The sequence below is a fragment of the Actinocorallia aurantiaca genome (genome assembly GCF_039533685.1).
Lineage (GTDB): Bacteria > Actinomycetota > Actinomycetes > Streptosporangiales > Streptosporangiaceae > Actinocorallia > Actinocorallia aurantiaca.
In genome coordinates this window covers 9887-23406 of sequence record NZ_BAAATZ010000027.1, presented here as the reverse complement: position 1 = coordinate 23406, position 13520 = coordinate 9887, and the positions used below count along the sequence as shown (strand labels likewise).

General features: G+C 73.2%; 13 protein-coding genes. 9 read left to right on the top strand and 4 right to left on the bottom strand.

From position 1 onward, the window contains the following. The coding region (locus ABD327_RS27645; RefSeq protein WP_425547235.1) for a hypothetical protein at window positions 1–583 on the bottom strand (583 nt) is incomplete at its 3' end. After that, entirely contained in the window at window positions 580–1077 is a 498-nt protein-coding gene (locus ABD327_RS27640) for a SigE family RNA polymerase sigma factor (protein WP_344454477.1), read from the bottom strand. The genes ABD327_RS27640 and ABD327_RS27645, both read right to left, overlap by 4 nt. A 306-nt stretch (window positions 1078–1383) precedes the next feature. Here ABD327_RS27640 and ABD327_RS27635 point away from each other — a divergent pair, with 306 nt between their 5' ends. The 8 genes from ABD327_RS27635 (at window position 1384) to ABD327_RS27600 (ending at window position 11265) form a co-directional block, all read left to right on the top strand. Further along, window positions 1384–1722, top strand: a complete 339-nt coding sequence (locus ABD327_RS27635) for a histidine triad nucleotide-binding protein (protein ID WP_344454384.1) — start codon at window positions 1384–1386, stop codon at window positions 1720–1722. Window positions 1723–1824: 102 nt separating this feature from the next. Further along, window positions 1825–2847: a PhoH family protein gene (locus ABD327_RS27630; RefSeq protein ID WP_344454382.1), complete on the top strand. Its 1023-nt coding sequence runs from the start codon at window positions 1825–1827 to the stop codon at window positions 2845–2847. Continuing rightward, entirely contained in the window at window positions 2844–3311 is a 468-nt protein-coding gene (ybeY, locus tag ABD327_RS27625; protein ID WP_344454380.1) for an rRNA maturation RNase YbeY, read from the top strand. The genes ABD327_RS27630 and ybeY overlap by 4 nt, the downstream gene beginning before the upstream one ends. Before the next feature lie 17 nt (window positions 3312–3328). Next, window positions 3329–4576: a hemolysin family protein gene (locus ABD327_RS27620; protein ID WP_344454377.1), complete on the top strand. Its 1248-nt coding sequence runs from the start codon at window positions 3329–3331 to the stop codon at window positions 4574–4576. Between the two features lie 76 nt (window positions 4577–4652). Further along, entirely contained in the window at window positions 4653–5297 is a 645-nt protein-coding gene (locus ABD327_RS27615; RefSeq protein ID WP_344454374.1) for a hypothetical protein, read from the top strand. A 68-nt stretch (window positions 5298–5365) separates the two neighbouring features. Next, window positions 5366–5680 carry a cytidine deaminase gene (locus ABD327_RS27610; protein WP_344454372.1) on the top strand — a complete coding sequence of 105 codons (315 nt, stop codon included), beginning with the start codon at window positions 5366–5368 and terminating at the stop codon, window positions 5678–5680. A gap of 118 nt (window positions 5681–5798) precedes the next feature. After that, window positions 5799–7898, top strand: coding sequence for an MMPL family transporter (locus tag ABD327_RS27605; RefSeq protein WP_344454370.1), 2100 nt, complete (start codon window positions 5799–5801; stop codon window positions 7896–7898). A gap of 100 nt (window positions 7899–7998) precedes the next feature. Further along, window positions 7999–11265: an ATP-binding protein gene (locus tag ABD327_RS27600; RefSeq protein WP_344454368.1), complete on the top strand. Its 3267-nt coding sequence runs from the start codon at window positions 7999–8001 to the stop codon at window positions 11263–11265. On the opposite strand, the gene ABD327_RS27595 is transcribed toward ABD327_RS27600, so the two are convergent. After that, window positions 11253–11909, bottom strand: coding sequence for a hemerythrin domain-containing protein (locus ABD327_RS27595; protein WP_344454364.1), 657 nt, complete (start codon window positions 11907–11909; stop codon window positions 11253–11255). The two genes, ABD327_RS27600 and ABD327_RS27595, sit on opposite strands and share 13 nt — an antisense overlap. Window positions 11910–12018: 109 nt before the next feature. Between ABD327_RS27595 and era the strand changes: the two genes are divergently transcribed. After that, window positions 12019–12969: a GTPase Era gene (gene era, locus ABD327_RS27590; RefSeq protein WP_344454362.1), complete on the top strand. Its 951-nt coding sequence runs from the start codon at window positions 12019–12021 to the stop codon at window positions 12967–12969. A 72-nt stretch (window positions 12970–13041) separates the two neighbouring features. Here the strand turns inward: era and ABD327_RS27585 are convergent. Further along, a partial coding sequence (locus tag ABD327_RS27585; protein ID WP_344454360.1) for a hypothetical protein occupies window positions 13042–13520 on the bottom strand: 479 nt, incomplete at its 5' end.

Sequence of the window (13520 nt, the reverse complement as noted above, 5' to 3'; positions counted from 1 at the left end):
GCGAGGGGGTTCCGGCGCAGGGCGAGGCCGGGGCGCTCTCGGAGGGCGGGGCCGCGGGGGTCGTGGGCGTGCCGGGGGACGGGGACGGCGGGCTCGTCGACGGGGAGGGCGGAGCCGGGGTCTGGGCCTGGTCGCCGAGGTCGTCCTGGGCGGGGCCGGTGGGGGTGGGGCTCTGGCTCGTGGGGACGGGGACGGCGCCGGGAACGCAGTCGGGGGAGGGCGCTTCGGAGGGTCCGTTCCGGGAGTCCTCGGGGGAGCCGCTGGACGGGGCCGTCTCGGCGGAGGGCGGGGCCGACTTGGGGAGGGGCTCCTGGCCGGTCTCGCGGGGGTTGCCCGCCGAGGTGATGCGCTCGATGGCCGAGGGGGAGGCCGACAGGGCCGCCGCGGCCATGGTGACGGCCGCCGCGCCCGCCAGCAGGGGACCCTTCCAGCCGCCGGTGAGCCAGGACCACAGGCCCGGCCGGGACGCCTCGGCGGTGCGCTCCCTGATCCGCTGCAGCCCGTCGGGGGCGGGCGTGAGCTGTTCGGCCTCCGCGCGCAGGGCCCGGCGGAGGCGGTCGGCGTGGAAGTCGCCGGAGGTCAAGATCGCTCCAGAACGTTGCGGAGCGCGGCCATCCCGCGCGCCGTGTGGCTCTTCACCGCGCCGCGGCTGATGCCCATGGCGTCGGCGATCTGGGCTTCGGACAGGTCGCCGTAGTATCGCAGGACCAGCGCCTCCCGCTGCCGGGTGGGAAGGGTGTGCAGCGCCTTGACCACGGCGGCCCGCTCCAGCTCGATGATGGCGCCCGCCTCGGCGCTCTGCATGTCCGGAAGGCCCTTGGGCGCGTACTTCTCCACCACGGCCCGGTGCCGCAGCACCGAGCGGGCCCGGTTGACCACCGACTGGCGCAGGTACGCCAGCGCCTTCTCGGGGTCGCGCAGCCTCCGCCACGCGCCGTGCATGGCGACGAAGGCGTCCTGTACGACCTCCTCGGCGGTGGACAGGTCGCGGACGAGCAGCGCGGCCAGCCGGACCAGGGGGCGGTACTGGCTGCCGTACAGCTCGGTCACCGCCTGGTCGGCGTCCCACGCGGCCATCGAGGACGGCGCCACGAGGAGGGTCTCGGTCACGTCGTTGGGACGTGCGCCTTCGTCGTCCGGTTTACCCCGGCGCATCTGAATGTCCGGCCCCGGTCACCCCTTCACCTCCCCGGGCGGTCGAGGCCGCCGGAGCGGGGGCGGCCCGTCGTCGAAGAACCGGGCGGGATCCCCGTGCCGGCCGGGCCGGAGGGGTTCGCGCCGCCAGGCCACCATAACCAGAGCGGGTGCCGCCGCGGGGGGTGAGTGCGGCATCGGATCCCCTCAAGATCTCGGTACGATGCCGGGGAGTGCTCTGGAGGCGACGTGGACTGTCTGTTCTGCAAGATGATTTCCGGTGAGGTCCCCGCGGAGGTGGTGCGGGAGGGCGAGCGCACGCTGGCCTTCCGCGACATCAACCCGCAGGCCCCGGTGCATGTGCTGGTGATCCCCAAGGAGCACCACCCGAACTTCGCGTCCCTGGCGGCCGATCCGGCGCTGCTGGCCGAGGTGACGGCGGAGGTGGGCCGTGTGGCCGAGGACGAGGGCGTGGCGGAGTCGGGGTACCGGGTGGTCTTCAACACCGGTTCCGGCGCGGGCCAGACGGTCTTCCACGCGCACGCCCACGTCCTGGGAGGCCGCGGTCTCAACTGGCCTCCCGGCTGAGGAAATCGGCTCGGCGATCGGGCTCAGGGCTCGGTAGCATGGGTTCCAGGGACATCAGGAATCCACAGACCAGAGGGGCTCAGTGGCCGTCCAGGCCGGCAGATGACCGAATCAAAGAATCCCGCCCAGACCGGCGCGCGCTCCCAGATCAAGATCGTGGTGCCCGACGAGCAGTCGATGGTGGCCCTGCTCGGTTCCCGCGACGAACTGCTGGCCGTGATCGAACGCGCCTTCAACAGCGACATCCACGTCCGCGGCAACGAGATCACCGTCACCGGGGGCTCGGAGCCGGAGCTGGTGGCCAAGCTCTTCGGCGAGATGGTGACCCTGCTGCGCAAGGGCGCGGCGCTCACCCCCGAGTCGGTGGAGCGCAGCGTCTCGATGCTGCGCGAGTCGGCGCGGCCCGCCGAGGTGCTCAGCCACGACATCCTCTCCTCGCGGGGCCGGACGATCCGCCCGAAGACGGTGAACCAGAAGCGCTACGTCGACGCGATCGACCAGCACACGGTGGTCTTCGGCATCGGCCCCGCCGGCACGGGCAAGACGTACCTGGCGATGGCCAAGGCCGTGAAGGCGCTGCAGGAGAAGAAGGTCAACCGGATCATTCTCACCCGTCCGGCCGTCGAGGCGGGCGAGCGGCTGGGCTTCCTGCCCGGCACGCTCTACGAGAAGATCGACCCGTACCTGCGCCCGCTGTACGACGCGCTGCACGACATGGTGGACCCGGGGTCGATCCCGCAGCTGATGCAGGCGGGCACGATCGAGGTGGCGCCGCTGGCCTACATGCGGGGCCGCAGCCTCAACGACTCCTTCATCATCCTGGACGAGGCGCAGAACACCTCGCCGGAGCAGATGAAGATGTTCCTCACCCGGCTGGGCTTCGGTTCCAAGATCGTGGTGACCGGCGACGTGACCCAGGTGGACCTCCCGTCCGGCTCGCACAGCGGCCTGGCGGTGGTGCAGGAGATCCTGAAGGACGTCGACGACATCTACTTCTGCCGCCTGAGCAGCAACGACGTCGTCAGGCACCGGCTGGTCACCGACATCGTCGACGCCTACGAGCGCCACGACGCCGAGCAGCCGGCCGACCAGCGCCCGGCGCGGCGCGAGCGGGGGCGCAGATGAGCATCGAGGTACTGAACGAGTCGGGGGTCCCCGCGGACGAGGAGACCCTGGTCCGGCTGGCCCGGCACGTGCTGGACGGCATGCGGATCCATCCGCTGGCCGAGCTGTCGCTGCTGCTGGTGGACGAGCCCGCGATGCGGGAGCTCAACCTCAAGTGGATGGGCGAGGACAAGCCGACGGACGTCCTGGCCTTCCCGATGGACGAGCTGCGTCCGGGCCACCTGTCGGGCGGCTCCGACGACGGCGAGGCCGATCCGGGGCTGCTGGGCGACGTGGTGCTGTGCCCCGCGGTGGCCGAGCGCCAGGCCGGTCAGGCCGGCCACGCCACGCAGGACGAGCTGGAGCTGCTGTGCACCCACGGCATCCTGCACCTGCTGGGCTATGACCACGCCGAGCCCGAGGATCACGCCGAGATGTTCGGCCTGCAGGGCAGGCTGCTGGAGAGCTGGCGGGAGTCCCGCTGAGCTCCTCCCAGCTGTGGATGATCGGGACCTCGGTCCTGCTGGTGGTCTTCGCGGGCCTGTTCGCGGGGGTGGAGACCGCGCTGACCCGCATCTCCCGGGTGCGGGTCGCCGAGCTGGACTCGCCCCGGCTGTCGGCGGTGGTGGCCGACCCGGCGCGCTACGTCAACCTCCTCCTGCTGCTGCGCACCTCGGCCGAGCTGGTCGCGACGGTGATCGTGGCGGACCTTTGCATCGGCTGGCTGGACGAGACCTGGCGCGCCTACGCCACCGCCGCGGTGATCATGATCCTGGTCAGTTACATCGTGGTCGGGGTGGGCCCGCGCACCCTGGCGATCCAGCACGCCGACAAGGTGGCGCTGGCCGGGGCGACGTTCATGCACCCGCTGGTGCGGGTGCTGGGGCCGCTGCCGCGGCTGCTGATCCTGCTGGGCAACGCGCTGACCCCCGGCAAGGGCTTCCGGGAGGGTCCGTTCGCCACCGAGGCCGAGCTGCGGGACCTGGTCGACCTGGCCGAGCAGCGGCGGCTGATCGAGCCGGACGAGCGCGAGATGATCCACTCGGTGTTCGAGCTGGGCGACACCCTGGTCCGCGAGGTCATGGTGCCGCGCACCGACATCGTGTTCATCGAGCGGGACAAGACGCTGCGCCAGTGCCTGTCGCTGTCGCTGCGCTCGGGGTTCTCCCGGATCCCGGTGATCGGCGAGAACGAGGACGACGTGGTGGGCGTCGCCTACCTGAAGGACGTCGTCCGGCGGACGCACGAGAGGCCGTCGGACGCGTCGGCGGAGGTCGGCACGCTGATGCGTCCGGCGACGTACGTGCCGGACTCCAAGCCGATCGACGATCTGCTGCGGGAGATGCAGGCCCGGCAGATCCATGTGGCGATCGTGATCGACGAGTACGGCGGCACGGCGGGCCTGGTCACCATCGAGGACATCCTCGAGGAGATCGTCGGGGAGATCACCGACGAGTACGACAACGAGATCCCGCGGGTGGAGCGGCTCGCCGAAGGGCGGCAGCGGGTGACCGCGCGGATGAGCGTCGAGGAGCTCGAGGAGCTGTGCGACGTGGAGATCGACGTCGAGGACGTGGAGACGGTCGGGGGGCTGCTGGCCCACGCCCTGGGCCGGGTCGCGATCGCGGGCTCCACCGCCGAGGTGGCCGGGCTGCGGCTGACCGCCGAGAGCCTGGCGGGACGCCGTAACCGCATCGGCACCGTCCTGGTGGAGCGCATACCGCAGGAGGCCGCTCCCGTCGGGGAGTGACACGCGCGGCGGAGGGTTGATCCGCCGGACCCCGGGAACGATCTTCCCTGCCATCGGGAGGATTCGGGGGATTCCTGTGAGGCGCATCGTTCACGGAGCCGTGCTCGCCGTCGGCTTGGTCCTGGCGGCCGCCGGGTGCGGGAAGGGCGAGGCGCCGGACAAGGCGGGCTTCCCGTCCGGGCCGGCCGCCGCGGTCCTCTCGCCGAAGGACGTGCCGGCGGGCTACCTGTCGGCCCAGGTCCAGCCGGCCTTCCACGGGGTGGCGCCGCACGACCCGCACTGCCGGAGGCTGCTGGAGCTGGCGGACGGGAAGGGCCTCCGCGACGTGCCGATGAAGGGGACCGCCTTCTACCGGGTCTCTCCCGGGGCGACGCTCACCCAGCACGTCTTCGCCGCCGGCGCGGTGCGGGCGGACAAGACGCTGGCCGCGGCCCGCCGTGCCGCCGCGAGGTGCACCGTGCTGCGGGCGAGGGTGGGCGGAGCCGAGCTGAGCCTTCCCCAGACGCCCCTGCGCGTCCCCGACCTGCCGGAGAAGGACACCCTGGCGGTGCGGTTCGCCGAGCGGTCGGGCACCGGGCACGAACTGAGCTACGAGCTCGTCATGTACCGCAGCGGCGGAACCTTCCTGGTGGTGGCGCAGCCGGGGGTCGTCGCCGAGGGCGAGCCGAGCGCCGCCGCCGCGGCGGCGAAACTGGCGGCGGCCAGGCTGCTGGGGGCCTAGCCGCGACGGCGGGTCCCCGGCAGGGGCGGGACGTGCGCCGGCTTCGGGGCAGACCCTAAGCTGAGTCCGTGAACGCCGAGGACGAGAAGCTCATCAAGCTGGCCCGGTCCTCGCGTGCCCGCAACGGCGCCCCCGAGGGCGCGGCGGTGCGCGACGAGACGGGCCGCACCTACACGGCCACCACGGTGGCGCTGCCCAGCCTGGGCCTGACCGCGCTGCAGGTCGCCGTCGCGATGGCGGTGGCCAGCGGGGCCGAGGGCCTGGAGGCCGCGGTGGTCGTCACCGGCGGCGACCTTCCGGACATCAGCGCCGTCCGCGATCTGGGGCCCGAGGCCCCGGTCCTGGTGGCCGGGCCGGACGGAACGGTGCACACCACCCTGTGACCCGCTGAAAGGCGGGCCGGTCCCGCTTGCGGACCCGTCGCAAGCGGAGGGCAAGTCGTCTGCAAGAACCCCGTCCCACAGTGGTCTTTCGTCAAGGAAGATCTGAGAGGGGACGGGGATGTCTCGGTTGCTGTACGGGCTGGGGGGAGCCGCCGCGCGGCGGCCCTGGCGGATGATCGGGGCCTGGGTGCTGGCCCTGGTGCTGTTCACGGGGCTGGCGTCGGTGCTGGGCGGGGCTCTGCACGACGACTACGAGCTCGAGGGGACGGGTTCGCAGGCCGCGACCGAGCTGCTGCGGGAACGGTTCCCGGCGGTCGCCGAGACCAGCGCCCGGGTCGTCGTGCACGACGGGGACGGCGTGGACGAGGCGGAGGTCGTCCGGGCGGTCGCGCGGCTGGAGAAGCTGCCGCACGTGGTGGGGGTGGACGGGCCGCTGCCCGGAGCCGGGGGCCGGACGGTGCTGCTGACCGTCCGCTACGACCTGCCGGTCACCGATCTGAGGCCGGCCGAGGATCTGGAGCTGCTGAAGAAGGCGGCGCAGGTCCCCGGCGCGCAGGTGGAGTTCGGCGGCCAGGTGCCGGAGAACGTGACGGCTCCGGACGGGACGTCCGAGGCGGTCGGGATCGTCGCGGCGATGGTCGTCCTCTTCCTGGCGTTCGGCTCGGTCGCCGCGGCGGGGCTGCCGCTGGCGGTCGCGCTCACGGGGCTGGGCGTGGGAATGGCCGGGATCACGCTGTTCGCGGCGGTCGAGGACGTCGGCACCACCACGCCGACGCTCGCGGTGATGATCGGGCTCGGCGTCGGAATCGACTACGCCCTGTTCGTCCTCACCCGGTTCCGGGAGAACCTCGCCGCCGGGCAGGACGTGCCGGAGGCCGTGGCCGGGGCCAACGCCACCGCGGGGAGGTCGGTGCTGTTCGCCGGGGCCACGGTTCTGGTGGCGCTGTGCGGGCTGGTGTTCGCCGGGTTGCCGATCTTCGTCACCATGGGCTTCTCGGCGGCGATCGTGGTCTTCGCGACCATGCTGTCGGCGGTCACGCTGCTGCCGGCGCTGCTGGGCCTGGCCGGACGCCGGGTGCTGCGCCGAGGGGAGCGCCGCGGCGCGCCGGTGGTGAACGACTCGCGGTGGGTCGGCGCCTGGGCCGCCCGGGTCGGCCGCCGTCCGCTGCCGTGGCTGCTGGCGGCCCTCACCCTGATGCTGGCGCTGGCCGCGCCCGCCCTGGGCATGCGGACCTGGCCGAACGACGCCAGTTCCGAGCCGGCGGACGCGACGGTCCGCAAGGCCTACGACCTGATCGCCGAGGCGTACGGGCCGGGCGCGAACGGGCCGCTGCTGGTGGCGCTGGACCTGGAGCGGGACGTCGACCCGGCCGAGGTCAGGACGAGGCTGGACGCGGTGGAGGGCGTCGCCTCGGTGGGCGAGCCCGTCCTGTCGCCGGGGGAGGACGCCGCCGTCCTCACCGTCGTTCCCGAGTACGGGCCGCAGGACGAGCGCGCCAGCGAGGTCGTCGACGCCGTCCGGGATCAGGTCAGGCCGCTGGGCGGCGAGGTCGCGGGCCTGACCGCGTCCTACCGGGACCTGAACGAGATCGTCCTCGACCGGATCTGGCTGGTCATCCTGGCCGTCGTCGGCACCTCGTGCGTGCTGCTCCTGCTGGTCTTCCGCTCGATCGCGGTCTCGTTGAAGGCCGCCGCGATGAACCTGCTGTCCATCGGCGCGGCCTACGGGGTGCTGACGGTGGTGTTCCAGTGGGGCTGGGGCACGGAGCTGCTGGGCCTCCCGCACAGCGTGCCGGTCTCCAGTTTCATCCTGCCGCTGATGTTCGCGGTGCTGTTCGGGGTCTCGATGGACTACGAGGTCTTCCTGCTGTCGCGGGTGCGGGAGGACTACGAGCGCACCGGCGACCCGCACCGCTCGGTGGTCTCGGGCCTGGCGGCCACCGGCCGGATCATCACCAGCGCCGCGCTCATCATGATCGCGGTCTTCGCCGGGTTCGTCTTCGACCCCGGCGTGGTGATCAAGCAGATGGGGGTGGGCCTGGCCGTCGCGGTGGCCCTCGACGCCACCCTGGTCCGGCTGGTCCTCGTCCCGGCGGCGATGGCGCTGCTGGGCCGCTGGAACTGGTGGCTTCCCGGGCCGCTGGACAGGGTCCTGCCGAAGATGGACGTCCACGGCGGGGAGCGGGCCCGCGAACGGGAGCCGGCCCCCGTCGGCTGATGCCGCGCCCGAGCACCCCCGGACTCCGGGGGTGCTTTTCATCACCGAAATACAGGTGTGACCGAAAAGGTGGCCGACGGCACCCTAGGATTCCCGCCAAATGGTGAAGATAAAGGTCCTCGGGGCCTTCGAGGCCCGGGTCGGAGGGGGCGTCGCCGACCTCGGGGGGACGAGGCAGCGGGCGGTGCTGGCCCGGCTGGTCGCGGCGGGCGGCCGGATGGTCCCGGTGGACCAGCTGATCGACGACCTGTGGCCGGGGGAGGCGCCCGCCCGGGCGCTGGCCGGCGTCCAGGCGTTCGTGTCGCACCTGCGGCGCGCCCTGGAACCGGACCGGCCTCCCCGCACCCCGGCGTCGGCGCTGGTGACGCGGCCGCCCGGATACGCGCTGCGGCTCGACGAGGACGCGGTCGACGTGTGGCGGTTCGAACGCCTGGTGCGCGAGAGCGCCGATCCCGGAGCCGCCTGGGCCGCCGCGGACGAGGCGCTGGAGTTGTGGCGGGGACCGGCCTACGCGGAGTTCGCCGACCTGCCCTGGGCCGAGGCCGAGCGCACCCGGCTGGCCGGGCTGCGGCTCACCGCCGTGGAGCGGCGCGCCGAGGCGATGCTGGCCGCGGGGGCCACCGCGCAGGCCGTGCTGGACCTGGAGGTCCACACCGCCGCCCACCCGCTGCGGGAGGAGCCCCGGCGGCTGCTGGCCCTGGGGCTGTACCGGTCGGGCAGGCAGGCCGACGCGCTGGCCGTCCTGCGGGAGATCCGGGCGCTGCTGGCCGAGGAGCTGGGCGTCGATCCCGGCCCGGCGCTGCAGGCGCTGGAGGGCGACATCCTGCGGCAGTCCGCCGAGCTGGACCCGGCGCCCCGAAGGGCTCCGGAACCGGTGGCCCCGGCCCGGCGGCCCGGGACGGAGCCGCCCGCCGACACCCCCGCCGAGCCGCTGGCCGGCCGGGACCGGGAGCTGGCCGAGATCCTGGCCGCGGTCGGGGCCGGGAGGCGGCTGGTCCTGCTGTCCGGCGAGGCCGGGGTCGGCAAGACGGCGCTCGCCGACCGGGTCTGCCGGGAACTGGCGGCCGAGGGCTGGGAGCAGTCCTGGGGCCGTACGCCCGAGGTCGACGGAGCGCCCGCCGCGTGGGCCTGGGCGGAGCTGCTGCGCGGCCTGAACGCCCGTTATCCGGCGCCCGAGGTGCTCGCCCCGATGCTCGACGACGACGCCCTGGCCCCGGCGGGGGACCTGACCGTCGCGAGGTTCCGGCTGCACCGGGCGGTCGGCCGCTATCTGGCCGGCGTGGCGGAGACCACCTCGCTGGCGGTCGTCCTAGAGGACCTGCACCGGGCCGACGAGGAGACCCTCGGCCTGCTGGCGGGCCTGCCCGAGCAGGCGCCCGGTGTGCTGTTCCTGGTGACCTACCGCAACACCCAGCCCACGGACGCGCTGGCCGACGCCCTGGCCTCCCTGGCCCGGCACGAGCCGGTGCGGATGGAGCTGGCGGGGATCGACGCGGACGCCGTCGCGGAACTGGTAGGCAGCCTGTGCTCCGCCGAAGTGGACGCGGGGACGTTGAAGGCCATCGCCGAACGGACGGCGGGCAACCCCTTCTTTGTGCGGGAGACCGCGCGCCTTCTGGCCTCCGAGGGGGCGGAGGCCGCCGTCCGCACGGTGCCCTCGGGAGTGGGGGACGTGCTCAGACGGCGGGTCTCGCGCCTCCCCGCCGCCGCGCAGACCGTCCTGCGGACGGCGGCCGTGGTGGGGCGCGACGTCGATCCCGACCTGCTCACCGAGATCTGCGGCGTGGACGAGGACACCGTCCTGGACGCCCTGGAGGCGGCTCTCGTCACGGGCCTGATGACGGAGGAGGGCACCGGTACGCGGTTCGCCCATGTCCTGGTCCGCGACACCCTGTACGGGGACCTGTCCCGGCTGCGCAGGTCGCGTCTGCACGCCCGTGTCGCCGACGCGCTGGAGCGGCGCCCCGCGGCCGATCCCGCGACGCTGGCCCACCACCATCTCGCCTCCGGGACCCGCCCGGACAGGGTGGCCCACCACGCTCGCCGTGCGGCGGAGGCGGCCGAGGCGCGGTTCGCCCACCGCAGGGCCTCGGAGCTGTGGAGCCAGGCCCTGGACGCCCACGACCGCTCCGGCACGGCCGATCCGAGGGCCAGGCTCGACCTGGTGGCCCGCCTGGTGCGGGCGCTGGCGCTCTCCGGAGACCTGGTCCAGGCCCGGATCCGGCGCGGCGAGGTCCTCGACGCCCTGAGGGAGCTGGGCGACCCCGAGCTGACGGCCCGTGTCATCACCGCCTACGACGTGCCCACACCCTGGACGAACCACCAGTACGGGGCCGTGGACGAGCCGGTCGTCGCGGCGGCCGAGGAGGCGCTCGGCGCCCTGCCCGAGGGGGCGCTGCGGTCCAGACTGCTGACGACCCTGGCGATGGAGCTGGAGACCGACTTCGAGGAGCGGGGCGCCCGCGCGGCCGAGGAGGCGGTGGAGATCGCCCGGCGGCTGGGCGAGCCGGAACTGCTCGCCCACGCGCTCAACGGCCTCTACATGAACAGCTACCGCACGGCGGAAGCGCTGCACGAGAGAGACGCCATCGCCTTGGAGCTGCTGGAGCTGGCCGAACGGCACTCCCTGGGCCTCTACCAGGTGCTCGGCCACCTGTTCCTGCAGCAGACCCGCATGGGCCTGCTCGACCCGGAGCGGGCGGAGTTCCACTCCGGGGAGGGGCAGCGGCTGGCCCGCCAGTACGAGCGGCCCCTGCTGGCCGACATCGCCGCCTGGGCCGTCTGCCAGCGGCTGGCGGTCGGGGGCCGGTTCGACGAGGCGACCGAGGCCTACCGGCGGACCGCCGAGGCGTTCCTGAGCACCGGCCTGTGGGGCGGCGAGCTGGCCATGTCCTGGCTGGGCGTGTTCACCCTGATGTTCACCCGGGACAGGCTCGCCGAACTGGAGGAGGAGACCGCCGTGATGTGGGAGATGTGGGGGGCCAACGGCGTCATGGCGGACCTTTACGCCCTCGTCCTGCACGCCCGGGGGAAGCGGGAACGGGCACGGGAGATCTTCTCCCTCGCCCCGCCCGTCCGGTACGACTACTTCTACGACCTGCTGATCACGATCCGGGCCTTCGCCGCCATCCGGTTCGAGGACCGCCCGACGGCCCGCGAGACGTACGACCGGCTCCTCCCGTACGCCGGTCGCTACGCCGGGATGAGTACCGCGTCGATCGCGCTGTGCCCGGTCTCCTTCGCGCTGGGGGAACTCGCCCGGTTCCTCGGGCTGGACGCGTCGGAGCACTACGCGCGGGCCGTGGAGGTCGCACGGAAGGCGGGCGCGCCGCACTGGGAGGAGCGCGCCCTGGCTCAACTCCCGTAGACGGCCCGCTGCGTTCTGAGATAGCCCGGCTGGAAGAGCCTCACCAGGATCCGCATGGGCAGGCCCGCCTCCTTCAGCATGCGCGCCAGTTCCTCGGGGGCGGCGTAGGCGGCGATGAACGGCAGGAGGAACTTCAGGTGGGCGAAGGAGGAGCCCTTCTGGAACCGCTTCTCGCACGCGGTGAAGTCCTCGGCCGAGACGTACTGGCGGATGACGGGGAAGAGAACGGCCTCCTCCTCGACGATGTGCTCGTCCAGCAGGTCCCGCAGGGCGGCCAGCGCCTCGGCGCGCTCCCGGCCGCGGCCGGCGCGGATCCGCTCGAGGTAGGGGTCGATCTCCGCGTGCTCCTCGCTCAGCGGCAGGAGGTCGATCGCCGCACCGGCCGACGCGGCGACCACCGGCCAGAGGATCCGGTCCTCTTTGGCGTGGTGGGCGTGGATCTCGTCGGTCAGCGGCCCGAGCAGGCTCTGGATCGCGGCCTCCCGCTCCGGCGGGAAGGGGGTCTCGCCCTGCCCGGCGGTGAGCGCGGCCAGTCTGCGGACCTCGCCGCGCATGGCCCGGTGGACGATCTGGAAGGTCGTCAGGTCGGCTTCGGGGTCGCCCGAGCGGCGGGGGCGAACGATCACGGTGTCCGTCTTGTTCATGGGATCCACCCTCGCCCGGTGCGCTTGGCGGGCGCTTGGCGCTGACTTGCCGCGGCCCCGGAGGACGCCCGCGGTCAGGACACGGCCTCGCGTGCGGGAGAATCGAAAGGTGACCACGCCAGACTTCAGATCCGGATTCGCCTGCTTCGTCGGACGACCCAATGTCGGCAAGTCCACCCTGATGAACGCGCTGGTGGGCACCAAGGTGGCGATCACCAGTAATCGCCCGCAGACGACACGGCGCGCCATCCGCGGCATCGTGCACCGTCCGGACGCCCAGCTGGTGATCGTCGACACCCCCGGCCTGCACCGGCCGCGCACCCTGCTGGGGGAGCGGCTGGACAGCCTGGTGCGCAACACCCTCACCGAGGTCGACGTGATCGGGTTCTGCGTCCCCGCCGACGAGAAGGTCGGCGACGGCGACCGCTACATCGCGCGGGAGCTGGCCCAGGTCAAGAAGACCCCGGTCGTCGCCATCATCACCAAGGCCGACAAGGTGGACCCGCAGCAGCTGGCCGAGCAGCTGATGGCCGTCGACGCGCTGGGGGAGTGGGCGGACATCGTGCCGGTCTCCGCGCACGGCGGCCTCGGTTCGCAGACCGGCCGGTCCCGGGGCGGCCAGACCGGGCCCTACCAGCTCGACGTGGTCGCCGGCCTGTTGATCGGGCACCTGCCCGAGGGCCCGCCGCTCTACCCCGAGGGAGACCTCACCGACGAGCCGGAGCAGATCCTCGCCGCGGAGTTCATCCGCGAGGCGGCCCTGGAGGGGGTGGAGCAGGAGGTGCCCCACTCCATCGCGGTGGTCGTCGACGAGATGGCTCCCAGGCCCGGCCGCGACGACCTCACCGACATCTACGCCCACGTTTTCGTGGAGCGGCCCAGCCAGAAGGCCATCCTCATCGGCCGCAAGGGCGCGCGGCTGCGCGAGGTCGGCACCACCGCCCGCCGGCAGATCGAGGCGCTGCTGGGCACCCGGGTCTACCTCAACCTCCAGGTCAGCGTCGCCAAGGACTGGCAGCGCAACCCCAAGCAGCTCAGGCGGCTGGGCTTCTACGACTGACGCAGCCGACACGGCCCGCCAGGGTCTGACAGGGCCCGCCACGGCCTGATCCCGGCCCCGGCCGGGGCCGGCTCAACCGGCGTGTTCTCCCGGCTCCGCGTACTTGGGCAGGACGGCCGCCGGCCCGTCCGGGTCGGGAGCGCGCAGGTAGAGCAGGATCTCGCCGCCCTTGTAGCGCCAGCGGTCGGCCTTCTCGAAGCCCGTCTCCCGCAGGGCGCGCCGCTTGGCCCCGAACGTCCAGTCGGAACCGGGGAGGAACGGGATCCAGTTGTGGATCAGCCAGACGCGGTCGGTGCCGGCCAGCGCCTCGGCGTACCGGGCGCGGGAGATCTCGGTGCCCTTCAGGTCCCCGGCGGCGACGGGGGACGTCCGGCGCATGACGTCGTCCAGGCCCTCGTAGACGGAGGGGTAGACGGTCAGGGCGGGGCGGAAGCGCACGTCGGTGAACAGGACGACGTCGCCGGGCCGTTTGTGCTCGGCGACGATCCCGGAGAGGGCGCGCAGATCGTCCACTCGGGCGTCCTGGCGGCGCTGGTCCAGGTGGAGGGGGA